Origin of the sequence: Gordonia metallireducens, from assembly GCF_021245825.1 — a bacterium.
GTDB lineage: Bacteria > Actinomycetota > Actinomycetes > Mycobacteriales > Mycobacteriaceae > Gordonia > Gordonia namibiensis.
Genome location: NZ_JAJQJP010000002.1, coordinates 244,499 through 258,503, shown reverse-complemented (window position 1 = coordinate 258,503; position 14,005 = coordinate 244,499). Strand labels below are relative to the sequence as shown.

General features: G+C 65.8%; 13 protein-coding genes. All 13 read right to left on the bottom strand.

Going from position 1 to position 14,005, the window contains the following annotated elements; all coding sequences use genetic code 11:
• Positions 1-236: 236 nt before the first annotated feature.
• A complete protein-coding gene (locus LQD00_RS01135) occupies positions 237-1,385 on the bottom strand; it encodes an ecdysteroid 22-kinase family protein (RefSeq protein ID WP_232715272.1) in 1,149 nt (382 codons plus the stop codon).
• Between the two features lie 99 nt (positions 1,386-1,484).
• Positions 1,485-2,234: a hypothetical protein gene (locus LQD00_RS01130; RefSeq protein WP_232715271.1), complete on the bottom strand. Its 750-nt coding sequence runs from the start codon at positions 2,232-2,234 to the stop codon at positions 1,485-1,487.
• A gap of 54 nt (positions 2,235-2,288) precedes the next feature.
• A complete protein-coding gene (locus LQD00_RS01125) occupies positions 2,289-3,560 on the bottom strand; it encodes an MlaD family protein (RefSeq protein ID WP_232715270.1) in 1,272 nt (423 codons plus the stop codon).
• On the bottom strand, positions 3,560-4,678 hold the full coding sequence (locus LQD00_RS01120; RefSeq protein ID WP_232715269.1) for an MlaD family protein: 1,119 nt from the start codon (positions 4,676-4,678) through the stop codon (positions 3,560-3,562). The genes LQD00_RS01125 and LQD00_RS01120 overlap by 1 nt, the downstream gene beginning before the upstream one ends.
• Complete coding sequence (locus LQD00_RS01115) at positions 4,675-5,784, bottom strand: MlaD family protein (protein WP_232715268.1); 1,110 nt, start codon at positions 5,782-5,784, stop codon at positions 4,675-4,677. Before LQD00_RS01115 ends, LQD00_RS01120 begins: the two co-directional genes overlap by 4 nt.
• On the bottom strand, positions 5,784-6,842 hold the full coding sequence (locus LQD00_RS01110) for an MCE family protein (RefSeq protein WP_232715267.1): 1,059 nt from the start codon (positions 6,840-6,842) through the stop codon (positions 5,784-5,786). Before LQD00_RS01110 ends, LQD00_RS01115 begins: the two co-directional genes overlap by 1 nt.
• Positions 6,843-6,865: 23 nt before the next feature.
• Positions 6,866-7,909, bottom strand: a complete 1,044-nt coding sequence (locus LQD00_RS01105; RefSeq protein WP_232715266.1) for an MCE family protein — start codon at positions 7,907-7,909, stop codon at positions 6,866-6,868.
• Complete coding sequence (locus LQD00_RS01100) at positions 7,906-9,282, bottom strand: MlaD family protein (RefSeq protein WP_232715265.1); 1,377 nt, start codon at positions 9,280-9,282, stop codon at positions 7,906-7,908. The genes LQD00_RS01105 and LQD00_RS01100 overlap by 4 nt, the downstream gene beginning before the upstream one ends.
• 1 nt (position 9,283) lies before the next feature.
• On the bottom strand, positions 9,284-10,141 hold the full coding sequence (locus tag LQD00_RS01095) for an ABC transporter permease (protein WP_232715264.1): 858 nt from the start codon (positions 10,139-10,141) through the stop codon (positions 9,284-9,286).
• On the bottom strand, positions 10,141-11,037 hold the full coding sequence (locus tag LQD00_RS01090) for an MlaE family ABC transporter permease (RefSeq protein ID WP_006864833.1): 897 nt from the start codon (positions 11,035-11,037) through the stop codon (positions 10,141-10,143). The genes LQD00_RS01095 and LQD00_RS01090 overlap by 1 nt, the downstream gene beginning before the upstream one ends.
• 125 nt (positions 11,038-11,162) lie before the next feature.
• On the bottom strand, positions 11,163-11,723 hold the full coding sequence (locus LQD00_RS01085; RefSeq protein WP_006864832.1) for a TetR/AcrR family transcriptional regulator: 561 nt from the start codon (positions 11,721-11,723) through the stop codon (positions 11,163-11,165).
• A gap of 90 nt (positions 11,724-11,813) precedes the next feature.
• Entirely contained in the window at positions 11,814-13,109 is a 1,296-nt protein-coding gene (locus tag LQD00_RS01080; protein ID WP_232715263.1) for an FAS1-like dehydratase domain-containing protein, read from the bottom strand.
• Positions 13,109-14,002 carry a mycofactocin-coupled SDR family oxidoreductase gene (locus tag LQD00_RS01075; protein ID WP_232715262.1) on the bottom strand — a complete coding sequence of 298 codons (894 nt, stop codon included), beginning with the start codon at positions 14,000-14,002 and terminating at the stop codon, positions 13,109-13,111. Before LQD00_RS01075 ends, LQD00_RS01080 begins: the two co-directional genes overlap by 1 nt.
• Positions 14,003-14,005: the final 3 nt, after the last annotated feature.

Genomic DNA, 14,005 nt, shown 5'->3' with positions numbered 1-14,005 from the left:
CGACAAGTCAGTCGTATTCTATTCGCTTTCCGGCGCGCTCACAGCAACCATTGTTGTCTCCAAAATGGTTGTACGGCACGGTGATTCACCGACCACGAGGACGCTGATCATTGTTCCCGTGCGAAGTGCTCGCATTCCGGTCGTCAACCGGCGGACTCGTGAGCAGCAGGTCTCCTAACGACGAGCGCGCCGTCCCACTGTGGGACGGCGCGCTCGGTCGGATCCGGTGCCGGTACTCAGGCGAGGGCCGCCTTGATGGCCTTGTCGACCTCGAGGTCCTCGACCATGGAGTTCGCGGCCGCGAAGGCGAGTTCGACACGGTCGGGCGGCTGCAATCCGGGCCACACCTTGCAGATGGCGATGGAGTCCCAGGCGTCGAAGGCGAAGAAGCGGAGCGCTTCCCACGCCTGATCGAAAGTGGGCGCGTCGTCGACACCTTCGTCCTCGAGGGTGTCGAGGTAGGCCCGGAGGAGCTTCTCCTCGTTTCCACGGCGGATGTCGGCGGGGGTCGAGTGGGTCATCATGTAGCTGACCTCGCGCAGACCCGGGCCGCGGTGGATGACCTGCCAGTCCAGGAGGCCGGCAGTACCGTCGGGCTTGAGGTAGGTGTTACCGATGTGGGAGTCGCCGTGCAGCATGGTCTGCGGCCCTTGCTCCCATTTCGCATGCAGCGCTTTGTCGTTCTGGTTCGCGAACTCCGCCATCCGCCGGGCGGCCGGCGGGATCTCGACGCTCTCGTCGTTCAGGATCGTCTTGCGCACCTTGCGGAACTGCCACAGCAGCAACGGGAATCCCGGGCGCGCCGATTCAGGGGCGATCCACGGCAGATCTGACGCGAGCCGAGGGCTGTTCCAGAACTGTGCGTGCACCTTTGCCAGCGTTCGCATGATCGCCTCGACCCCCGGAAGGGTGATCTCTTCGATGCTGAACGGGAAAGTGGCACCGGCGGCTTCGAGGTCCTCGAGGACGAGCAGATGCCGGGCTCCGTGGCCGGCATGCGCGAAGTACGACTTCGGGGCGATCGAGTCGTCGAGCTGCGGACGGATCTGCTCGTAGAACTTCACCTCGTTGACCGCCATGTCGAGCGCCGCCACCATGGTCCGGTTCTTCGCATTCAGGGGCGTCGACTTGATGAAGACACTGGCGGGCAGCCCGGCGTCGAGGCCGACGCGGTTCCACTGGATACCGAGGCGGTTGCGGTCGGTGGTTCCCGACGTGCCGTCGAGCCGGGTCACGCTCTCGGCCACCGCCCCCGGCGTGGTGGCGGCGAGGACCTTGGTCAAGAAGGCAGCGTCCACCTCGCCGACATTCGAGGGTTTGGGGGCCGGGGCCCAGGGAGAGATCGCGAACGACGTCTCGGCCAGGGCCTTCAAGGTCTGCTGCATGGTGTGGTCTCCCGCCGTGTGCAGGCGCCAACATCGGACGCCGGGTGCGACATAGTTTACTTCGTCACCTATGTGCGGGGATCGGATTCGCCGGAACGGTCAGGGCAGTTCGACCTTCGATGCGAGCCAGCGCCCGTCGACCTTCTCCATCGTCATCAGGATGCGGCTGCGATCCAGGCGAGGATCCGGGCTGGCCGTGTTCGTCACCGTCTGATCGACGAACAGCATCACCTCGACCTTGTTCTCGGACTGGGACTTGATCCCCGCGTCGATCACGGTGCCCTTGCCAGTGGCCTGATTGTCGACGAGCAACTGCCGGAGCTGAGAGCTCGAGCTCGAGTACATGTCCTTGAACTCGCCGGTCGCACCTTCGAGTACGCGCGCGAAGTCCCGGTCGAGGTTGCGGGTGTCGATGCTGGTGAGTGCGACGGCATAGTTCTCCGCGGTCCGCAGGGCCTCCTGACCGGCGTTCTCGATGTCGATGCGGTTCTTGAGCTGGAGGCCGAAGACGATCGCCAGCGCGGAGGCTGCGATCGTGATGACCGCGAGCAACCCGACGCCTGCGGCGCCCCAACCGAATCGGGCGGGCGTGCGTCCCACCGGACGTCCGCCATCTCCGGTGGAGGGCTCGGTCTCGGCGCTGTCGTCGTCTGTGGTGGCCTCGGCGCCCTTCGCCGACTTCTTGCCCGTCGATGTTGTCGTCGACTTCGGTGACTCCTTCCCGGCCTTCGTCTCGGACTCCGTCTCGGTCGACTTGTCGTCGACGGTGGTCGACGTCGTGTCGTCCTGGTCGGCGACGATGGCATCAGTTGCGTCGGTGTCGGTCTCGACTGCCATATCGGTCTTCATGGTGATTCCTTTCTCGAGGTGGAGGTTCCGCCGGGCGTGTGGACACGCCGCGGGTCACTGCGGTGGCGGTGGCAGCGGAACCTTCGGTCCTCCATAGGGCGTGGGAATGGTCAGCGGGCCGCGCGGAGGCGGATCTGCGGTCGCCCGCGGGTCGACGTTCGGCGGCGGGCCGGAGAGGTATTCCTCCCCCGCCGGATGCGGAGCGTTGCGCGCACCGCGGACGAGGATCGCCGGGTCGGGGTCGTTGCAGTAGGTGTACAGGTACGGCATCGGATAGTCCGGGATCGCCGGCGGCTTTCGGGGCAGGTCGTAGTCGCAGACGTAGCGTTCGTAGACGTCGACGATGCCCCAGGTCCCGCCGTCACGGAACGTCGAACCGATGGCCTCGAGCACTGAACCGCGATGATCGGGCCAGATCGCTTCCAGCGCGGGCACTCTCAGGTACGACAGCTTCGAGATCGTGACCAGATTGCCGAGCAGCTGCACCATCGTGGGCGAGTTGTCGGCGAACATCGTGTCCACCGCGGCCATGGTCGCCGGCCCCTGGTCGACGAGGCGCCGGAACCCGCCGTCCATCTTCTCCACACCGGTGAACACATTGCGGAGGTCGGCGGACATCGTCCGGATCTTCGGTGCGGTCTCCCCCAGCGTCCCGAGCATCACCTTGCTGGACTTGAGCAACGACGTGGTGTTCGGCAGCGCGGTGTGCAACGTCGACAGCATGAAGATCCCGCCGTTGACGATGTTGTCGAGCTTTTCCACGCCCTGGGGCGAGACCCCGAGTTCCTTGACCACGACCTCCAACTCTTCGGGGTTGATCTGGTCGAGCGTCCCTTGCAGGCCTTCGAGGACCTCGGCGATGGGAGTGGGCGTCGTGGTGCGTTTGGCATCGATGACGGCGTTGTCGGTCAGATAAGGGCCGTCGCCGTTCGCCGGACGGAAGTCCAGGTACTGCTCGCCGGCCGGGGAGAGTCCCGACACCCGAACGGCGGTGTCGGCGGGGATCTTGGTGTCGGTGGACACGCGCACCACCGCGACGACACCGGACTCGCTGAGGTCGACCGCGGAGACCCGACCGATGGAGACACCGCGCATCGTGACGTCCTGGCCGGCCAGCAGCCCACCGGAGTTGAGCAGGTTGACCCGGATGGTCATCTGCGACGCGCCGGGGTTGATGCGGAGCGCACCGAAGAGTAGGTAGGCGACACCGAGGACCAGGGTGAGTGCCAGCGCGACGCCGGACAGGATCAGGCGTCGGGCGCGACCCCACCGGACGGCTCCGACGAGTCCGGCCGCGACCGGCTCTGCAGCCCTGCGGATCCCCATCATCGGCCTCCCGTCGACTGCTTGTACAGCTTGTCGAGCAGGTAGGAGATGCTGCCGATCACGTTGATCACGTCCGTCGCGTCCGGCACGCGCATCCCGGGGTCGGCCTTGTGGTTGGGGTCGCCGACGACTCCCAGGGCGATTGCCTCGATGTCGATGTTCGCGTGTGCGGAGGTCGAGCTCGAGGCCTTGACCAGCGGCGCCAGAATCGAATTCACCGCGTTCATGTTGGCGTTCGGGTTCAGCGACGCCGCGTTGAACCAGTAGGACAGCTTGTTTATGTCGGCGATGGTGCTGCGGCTGTCGGTGCCCTTGACGGAGGGGAACTGTCCGATGAGTTCGGTGAGCCGGTCGACGTTGGCGACCATGTCGAGTACCTGCCCGGTGTTGGCCGACAGCGCTCCGACCGCCGGGGCGGCGGCACTGATCGCCGCGGTCAGATCCTTCTGTCGAGCACCGAGAGTGGTCGCGAGGTCACTGGTGTTGCGCATGGCACGGTTGATCTCGCCCGTACGGTTGGACAGGGTCGAGATCAGATCGGTCGACTCATCTACCAGATTCGCGACCGACTCACCGTCCGGACCGACCGCTTCACCGAGGCCGTTGACGACCTTCACGAGATTGCGAACCGCACCACCGTTCACCAGCAGCGCACTGGTGACGAGGACTTCTTCGACGGTGGCCGCCGACGACGTGTCGTCCACCGACAGCTGGTCACCGTTCTGTAGTTCACCCCTGGTGTCCTGGCCTTCGGGTGGCGGCTCGAGCGCGACGAAGACGTCGCCGAGCGGTGTGGCCGAACGCAGTTCGGCGGTCGTGCCCACCGGCAGCGAGGTGGACGACTGGATCCGGAGGTCGACGATCGCGGTGAAATTCTCCGCCTTCATCGTGGCAACCGAACCCACATCTGCACCCAGCACGCGCACCTTCGCCCCCTGAGGAAGATTGAGGGCGTTCGTGAAGCGAGCGGTCAGCGTGTACGTGGCATCGGCGGCCCCGGGAGCCGGCAGCGGGAGCTGTTCGAGCCCCACCCCGCAGCCGCTCACGCCCAGCACCGCGGCCAAGCCGACGGCGACAGCTGTCGCCGGTCTACCGACCCGACCTGTCCTGGCGCTCATTTCGAGTTCTCCACGAGGGCGGCGAGGATCGACGTGGCCCCGAAGTCGGGCCCGAAGTCCTGCAGTGTGCCGGTGGAGCAACCGAGTTGGCGTAGGTCGAGGAGGTTGCACACCTCCTTGACCGCTTGGCCGTCGAGGAGGAGTTTGTCGACGAGACCGTGCACGCGCAGTGCTCCGGCTTCCTGGTCGATGGCGTTGTAGACGTTGTCCATGAGCATCGGTGCGACGTCGAAGAACTCGGACAGATTGCGTCGGTAGTCGACCATGGCCGCGGTCACGGTGTTGGTGCTCGACAGCGTGTTCTTCAGTGTCTCTCGATTGGTGATGAGCAGGGCCTGGGTTTCCTTCAGCAGGTCGTTGAGTTGCTTTCCGGTGGTCCCGGTGCCCAGGTCCTCGGATGCCAGGAACGACGACATCTGCGCGAATCCGGATCCGAGGTCACGGATGACGGCGTCGTTGTTCGCGGCGGCCTCACTGAGGGTGGCGAGGTTCGCCGCGATCGCGGTGATGTCCCGCCGCGAATGTGCGCCGCCGTCCTCACTGAGGCGCAGCGCGCGTTCGAGATCGCCGAGGGCATCCCGCATGGACTGACCGTTGCCCTCGGTCATCGCGACGCTCACCGCCATCAGATCGGCCACCGGGCCTTCGCCCTTGCTGTCGCCGTTGCCGCCGAGTTCGCTCGACAGACGCTCGACCATGTTGAGGATCCGGTCGAACTCGATCGGTGTGCGGGTGCGATCGAGGCCGATCGTGTCGCCGTTCTGCATCGTCGGCCCGTCGCGGTACACAGGGGTGAGTTCGACGTGACGGTCGGTGAGGATCGACGTCGAGACGGTCACGGCCTCGGCGGTTGCGGGGATCTTGATGTCCCCGTCGATCTCCATGGTGACGAGCGCGTAACCACCCTTCGCCTCGATCTCGGTGACCTTCCCGATGGACATCCCGAGCACGTCCACCGAGTTGCCGACGTAGAGGCCGTTGGCGTTGTCGAATTCGGCGGTGACGGTGATCTTGTCCTCGAACGGATTGGATCCGATCGAGCACCCGGTCAGCAGGAGCGCCGCCGCGGCCAGGATCAGCAGCGGGTGTGCGATGACTCTGGACATCACTTGCACTCCTTGAAGTACTCGGCGAGCGACATCATCTTCGCCTGCCCACTGACCGCACACATCCAGGCGTCCACGAGAGCACCTGCGGGAGCGCCGAACTCGAGGTTGTTGCCGTAGCCGGTCGCGTTCGCGAAGTTGCGGATCGGTACGGGCATGATCTGCAGCGTGTTCCGCAGCACGTCTTCCCGGCGGGCCACGGCGCCGAGCAGGGTCTCCATGTTCTGAAGCAACTGGGTGACCTGCGGACCCTGTACGCCGACGATCTGATGGAGGTTGCCGATCAGTCGGGTGGTGGACTTGATCAGCTGCTGCAGCGAGTTGATGCGGGTCACCAGCTCGGTGACGAGTTGCTCACCACGAACGACCATCTGGCCCAACGCGACCTGCTGGTTGCGGATCGCGGTCGTCAGCTCGTTGGTGCTGGCGAGGAGCTGGCCGATCTGGGTCCGCCGGTCGGCGATGATGGTCGAGAGGTTCTCGATGTTCTTCAGCGCCTGCGGCATCACGTACGGCGCACCGTCGAGTTGGTCGGACAGCACCGTCATCGAATCCGCGATGCGTTTGGCGTCGACCTGTTCGAAGGTGGTCGTGGCGTTCGCCAGGGCGGTCTGCAGGTCGTAGGGCACCGACGTGTTGGCCAGCGGGATGACGTCGTCGGGGACTCGGCCCTCACCCGCGGGCTGGATCTCGACGTACCGGGAACCGAGCAGCGTTGTCAGCTTGATGGCCGCCTTGGTGTCGGCACCGAGTTCGACGTCGCCGTCGATCTTCATCGACACGATCACTCGGTCGCCGGCGAGCTTCACTCCGGTGACCGTGCCGATCGGGACGCCGGCCGCGGTGACCTGGTCGCCACCGGAAATCTGTGCAGCCTGGACGAATTCGGCGTCGTAGGTCTTGTCCCCGATGCCCAGCCGGCCGATGCCGACGATGGCCAGCACCACGAGACACAGGATCAGGATTGCGCTGATCCCCAGCTTGAAATTGCTCTGATCCTCGAGCCGCCCCTTGAACGGGTTGGACAACGTCGGTTTCGACAGCGACGGTCGCTTCATCGACCTCATCTTGTTCAGCATGTTCACCTGCAGACCGGGGATTGTTGGATCTTCCCGCCCGGGGTGACCCCGGCGAGGATGCCGGGGATCATGTGCGACAGGCCGGGGATGATCGTGACGTTGACGTTGCAGATGTAGGCGTTCGCCGCCGTGCTCTCCTGTGAGAAGCGGGCGAGGCCCTGCATCGCCAGGGGCACGTTGTAGAACAGGTACGCGAACTTCTCGGCGTTGCTGACGATGTGACCGGTGAACCCGGGCTCCCTCGCCACCAGATCCGAGAGGCTGGGCTCGATGTTGTTGAACACCACTGCTGTTCGCCCGATCGTCTGCGTGATCTGATCGATCGAGCTGACGAGCTCACCCTGCCGGGAATTGAGTGTCGTGAACACATCGCGCATGTTCGAGATGAGGCTCTCGACGCTCCCCGACTGACCGGCCAGCGACGCGGTCACCTGGTCGAGGCTGACGATGAGGTCCCCGAGAACGTTGTCGGGTCCGGCGAAGGATTCGGCCAGCGTCGACGTCTGGGCGATCAGGGAGGTCAACGATCCCTTGTCACCCTGCAGGGCCGTGATGATCGTCTGGGTGATGTTCTGTACCTGGTCGGGGTCGAGAACGCTGAAGAGCGGTTCGAAGCCGTTGAGCAGACCGGCGATGTCGAAGGACGGCTCGGTCTGGTCGAGCGGGATCTCGCCCCCGTCGCGGAGTGGTTCCGCCGAGGAGTCGGTGTCACCGGCGAGGAGGCCGAGATAGCGCTGGCCGATGATGTTCTGGTAGGTAACCGACGCCCGCGTGCTGGTGTAGAGCGTCTGGTCGTCCTGGACCTCGAAGGTCACCCGGGCAACGGTCTTCTCGAGTTCGATCTTGTCGACCCGACCGACCCGTACGCTGGCGACCCGGACGTCGTCGCCGGGACGCAGACCGCTGACGTCGGTGAAGACCGCGCTGTACTCGCGGGTGGCCCCGTTGACGTTGCGCTGCAACGTGACATAGACGAACCACGACAACACGAGTGAGATGACGAGGAACAACGACAGCGTGATGAGGGACTTCCGGAATGTGCTCATCGAGGACCTCCCTCCCCTGCTCGAGGTGCGGCGGGCTTCTTGTCACCGGTGTCCGGGCTGATCTCGACCCTGTTGCCGCGTAGCAACGGTGCGAGCAGCATCATCGCCGCGGGCGTCGCGTCCTTTCCCAGGATCTTGCGCAGTTGCTCGACCTCGGCTTTGCTGCCGACGGGTCCGACGTTCCCGCCCATCAGCCCGGCCGGGAGCTTGTACCCCGGCGGGAGCTTGTAGCCGGCGGGCAGCTCGTACTTCTTGGGATCGAGCTGCTTGGGAAATCCGTAGGGACGCGCGGAGACCGGGGCCGTCTTGCAGCTCGCCCCTTCGAGATTCCCGTAGCGCGGGCAGTCGGCGCGGACGTAGGTCCGGTTCGGCGACAGCGACAGGATCATCTTCGAGGTGGCCAAACCGGTGTCGGCGTCGTAGACGTGCTCGTTGAACTTGTCGGCGACCACCGCGAGCCGGGTCGTGATCGGGACGAACGACGGTGCGTTGTCGGCGAGTACACCGATGACCGGGGTCAGGTTGGTCGAGATGGTGATCATCCGCGCGGTGTTGTTGTCCATGGCCGTGGTCGCGGTGCCGAGCGTTGTGGCGCCTGCGGCCAGGAAGTTGGTGAGCGCCATCTCCTTTTCGGCGACCGTGCGCATCGGTACCACCGAACTGTGGACCGCGTCGAGCAGGTCGGGCGCGGAACGGTCGAGTCCGCGAACGGCGTCGTTGAACGAGCGGATCGTCGACGGGCCGTCGCCGGGTTCCATGAGCGCGTTGGTCTCCGTGACGATCTGTTCGAGCTGTCGGCCGGCCGCGACCAGGTCATCGCCTCGCCGGTCGGTTGCCTCGGCAAGCGCGGTGATGACACCGATCGTCGAATCCGACCGCGAGCGGCTCATGGCACCGACGATGTCCCGCAACTTGGTGAGCGCGGTCTGGAACTGGATCGTTGCCTCGCTGTCGTCCTGGAAGATCTCCGCGCCGTCGGTGATGTGTGGGGCGGGGCCGTTGTCGATCAGCTGGATCGACGACACCGCGAAGACGTTGCCGGGCACCACGCGGGCCGTGACAGTCGACGGGATCCCGTCGGCGTACTGCGGTTTCAGATCGATGTCGACGACGTTGGTGCCGCCGTCGATGGCGGGGGTGACCTTGTCGACCGCACCCACGAGAACGCCGCGGTACTTGACGTCGGAGCGGGTGGGCAGGCCGTCGCCCACCTCCCCGAGCATGGCCTTCACCTCGACGTGTTCGTCGAGATCGCCGTTGGACTTGGCGATCAGCACGCCGACGACGATCGCCGCGACGATGATCGTCGCCAGTCCGCGCAGGAACAGGTGCTCGTTGCCGAGCCGACGTTCGGATTCGAAGGGGAACTGCACGTCAGCCTCCGAACCGCGCGCCGGCGTTGACGCCCCAGAGCGCCATGGTCAGCAGCATGTTGACGATGATCATGACCGTGATCGCAGTACGCATCGCCCGGCCCGCGGCGACGCCGACGCCCTGGGGGCCGCCCGAGGCGTAGAAACCGTAGTAGCACTGGATGGTCGTCGTGATCGACACGAAGACAACCGCTTTGAGGATCGAGTAGGCGATGTCGGTTCCACTGAGGACGAGGGTGAAGTAGTGCAGATAGGTGCCCGACGACCCGGCGCCCGACATGCTCACGACCAGTTGGCAGACGAGGTAGTTCACTCCGAGACACACGATGTAGAGCGGGATGACGGCGACGACGGAGGCCATCAGGCGCGTCGTCACCAGGTACGGGATCGGCCGCAATGCGATGGCCTCCATCGCGTCGATCTCCTCCGAGATCCGCATGGCCCCGAGCTGAGCGGTGAAACGGCAACCGGCCTGGGCGGCGAAGGCGAGAGCCGCCATGATCGGGGCGAGTTCGCGGGTCGAGGCGAAGGACGAGATGAATCCGGTGGCCGGGCCCATGCCCAGCAGTTCCAGGGCGCTGTAGCCCTCGATACCGACGATCGCACCGGCGGTCGCGCCGAGCACGATGATGACGCCGGCGGTGCCGCCGCCGACCACGATCGACCCGTTGCCCCAGGTGACATCCGAGAGCACACGCGCGAACTCGCGCTTGTAGTGCAGCAGCATCGTCGGGACGTTGAGGACCGCCCGCAGGAAGAAGGTGATCATGTGGCCGACCTGGGTGATCGGGCCACCGATCCTGCGCAGGCCCGTCAGCAGCGGCCCGACTCCGGGCGGGTAGTACCGCGCGACGGTCATCAGAACCCCTGCCGCGGGAAGGCCAGCTCGTAGACCTGGGTGAAGACGACGTTGACGATCATCAGCAGCAGGATCGAGGCGACCACCGAGGCGTTGACCGCGTTGGCCACCCCGGCCGGACCGCCCTTGGCGGACAGGCCTTTCTGACATCCGACGATGGTGACGATCGCGCCGAAGACCACCGCCTTGATCATCGTGAGGATGAAGTCCCCGACGGTTGCGAACGACGCGAAGGTCGAGACGAAACTGCCGGGGGTGCCGTCCTGCACGAAGGTGTTGTAGAGGTAGCCGGCGAAGAAGCCGACGAAGCAGGTGAGACCCGTGAGTGCGAGAGACACCACGACCCCGGCGGCCAGCCGAGGCGACACGAGACGCCGCACCACCTGGACGCCCATCACCTCCATGGCGTCGATCTCCTCGCGGATCTGGCGCGAGCCGAGATCGGCGCAGATGGCCGAGCCGACCGCTGCGGCCATCAGGATCGCGGCGACGAGAGGTGCCCCCTGGCGGATCACGGTGAGTCCGCTCGCTGCGCCGGCGAGCGAGGTCGCGCCGACCTGCCCTGCGAGCAGCGCGAACTGGATGGAGAGCGTCACGCCGATGGGGATCGCGACGAGCAGCGTCGGGAGCACGGCGGTCCGTGCCATGAACGCGGCCTGCTCGACGAATTCCCGGTACGGGAACTTCCGGGTGACGATGTCGGTGAACAACCATTGGATCGAGCGCAGACCGAGAACGAACTGTTCGCCGACCGTCTCGAGCGAGGCCTTGGGGTGGCGCTTGACGTAGCCGCTGCCCCACTCCCCGATCTCGCCGACGGCGTCGCCCTCCCCGGCGGGCCCGACCTTTCCGACAGCGGGCTCGGCGCCGCGCTGGGGATCGGACGCTACGGCCATTCGAACTCCCTACCCCCGATGTAGCCTGCATCACACCACGTGTGCACGAGCGAGCTTACCTAGTTAGATAACTCTTGCATATACGATTCGGCGAAATTCGCCGATCGTTCGGTCAGCAGGCGCCTCTAAGGAGTGGGAGCGACCAGTGTGACCAGCAGGCGAGACAGTTCGGTCACGAACTCCTCGCGGGGTATGTCAGGTTGGTCCAGAACGTACCGGACGCTGAGCTGTTGAACGGCCTGAAATGCCATCCAGACCAAAGTGGGTGGCCGGTCCGGATTCTCGGCGGCCGGGCTGGTGAGGAGGTACTGCGCGATCATCTCCCGTGCACGTTCCTCGACCCGGCGGATCTCGGTGGAGCCGCCCAGCCTCGGCATCTGCTCGACCAGCACCCGGACGAGTTCGCGATTCTGTTCGGCGGCAGTCAGTGCCGCGTCGACGACGGTTGCGATCTGCTCCTGAGGCGGGGCGTCGGTGCCGACCTCGAGTGCGGATAGCAACTCGGTCGCGATCTTCTGGATCATCCGCTCCACCGTCATCGCGACGATGGCGTCCTTGTTCGCGAAATACTGATACAGACTGCCGGGACTGATCTCGGCTTCCTGGGCGATCCGGTGCGTGGACACACCGTCGTACCCGCGCTCGATGAGCAGAGTCGCGCAGGCGTCGAGGATCCCGGCGACCATGCGTTGAGATCGCTCCTGCCGCGGCACTTTCCGCGGCACCTGTTTCGCCAACGTGCCGACCTCCCGTGGCCCGGTGTTGTCGAACGACCGTCAGGCCAGACCGTTGCGGCGCAACGTCTCCCCGACCTTGCCGCCGAGCCGGCTGACCACTTGTGCGCCACGCACCCGGAGATCCTCGTCCGGTTCGGGCAGGATCACCGCCCCGATCGTCTGAGAAGGCAAGAGCACTCTCGCGGTTCCCTGCGTGGTGGCCTCTCCGCGCTGGCTGGTCGCGGCGACCTCGATGGTGATCGGTTCCCGGGGGGTCGCGCCCTTCTCGATGACGCGACCGGTGCACAGATGTGTGTCCCCGTGATAGTTGAAGCCCCGCAACGTGAGATCCATGTCGACGATCCAACCGTCGTCGCCGATCCAGTTGGTCAGGAGGTGACTGACCCAGGCCGCGCGCATCTGCCCGTAGTCGTACGCCGCCGGGATGCCCAGTTCCTGGGCGCGTGCCGAATCCCAGTGCAGCCGTTGGACGACTTCGGGCATCCCGTACTCGTCGGGTTCGTAGAACGCCGGCATGCGCTTGCGTGCCTGGTGTGCGTATTTGAGGGGGCCGATGCCGTATCCGCCCCACCCCCAGCCCATGTGCATGCTGATGATGTCGACGACACCGAGCGGTCCCTTCATGACCGCGGGGAGTTCGGCACCGACCTCGACGCCCTCCCACCAGTTCGGATCGGCGCCCTGACGGACCTCTGCCTCGTAGGCGGCCTCGACCTCCTCGAGTTCCTCCGGCGTCCACCGTTTGCGCTCGACGTCGCGGAGCTTCCCGGCCTTCTTCGAGCCACTGCGTTCGGCATTGATGTACGACTCGTCGCGGGTGGCGACCGGACGCCCCGCGGCATCGACGTAGAGGTGCCGGTAGGTCTCCTTCACCGACCGGCCGCCGGAGAACGAGCTCTGTTTGACCTGGACGTCGAGGGTGTACACCTCGGAGTAGATCGGATTGCCCGCGTAGATGGGTTGATACCACGTCCATTTCACGCCGGAGTAGTACTTGCCGGTGCCGCGAAACAGTCCCCGGAACAGCTTCTTGCGTTCCTCGTCGGCGAACGCCGGGGTCTGGTCGAGACCGGTGGTGATCGGGTAGGTCGGCGGCGCGATCTGTCCGTGCCAGCGGGTGGTGCGTCCGTACTCGGGATCGTGGAACAGCGGGTTGTCGTCGCCGCAGCCGAATGCGAAGTGGCTGATCGAATCGGCCTGCGGCAGTGTGTTCCACGGGATGTCCCGCTGTTTGACCGGGATCCCGATCTGCGCCTTCGCCCGTTCGATGTCCTCGTCGGTGATCTTGCCCGTGGTGCCGGACTTCTCTGTCCCGGACTTCTCGGTTGTTGTCATCAGCGGCCTCCTCGGCCCAGGGTTGCGCCGGCATCGATGGTCAGGTCGAGGCCCGTGATGTAGCGGGATTCCGACGAGGCCAGGTAGACGACGGCGTCGCTGACGTCGGCGGGTTCTATCCACGGGACGTCGGGCATGGATTGCAACGACGCGAACGCCGCGGTGACGTTGTCGGGTCCCGGATCGGTGAGATCGGGACGGAACTGCCGGAACATCGGCCCGCTCTGCAGCATCGGGGTGTTGACGTTGGTCGGGTGGATGATGTTGGCGCGGATGGACTTCGGTGCCAGTACCTTCGCGAGCCGGTGGATGTAGGTGGTCAGCATCTCCTTGGCGAGCACGTACCCCGCACCGCCGGCACCCGACGGCCCGCCCTGGGATCCGGCGGCGAGCAGCGCGGCGACCGAGCCGGTCGCGATGATCGATGCGCCTGCGATCAGATGCGGGAGGCTCGCGTGGATCGTGTTGGTCGCCCCGACGAGGTCGACGTCGAACGCGTCGGCGAAGGCCTCGACGGGTCCGTCGCCGAGCGGGCAGATTCCGGCGTTGGCGACGACCACGTCGAGGCGCCCGAACTCGGCGACTGCCGCAGTGATCGCGGTGTCGAGCGCTCCCCGGTCCCGGACGTCGACCTCGGCGGCGATGGCACGGCGGCCGGTCTTCTCGACCTCGAGGGCCGCCTCCTCCAGATCGCGTGGGGTGGCCAGCGGGTAGCCGTTGGTCTCGATATCGCGGCACAGGTCGAAGAGGATGATGTCGGCACCCTCTTCGGCGAGCCGGATCGCGTGGCTCTTGCCCTGGCCGCGGGCGGCTCCGGTCACCAGTGCGACCTTCCCGGCCACCCGGCCGGTGCCTGGGAGGTGGGCGGTACCGGTCTCCGTTGCGTCAGTCATCGT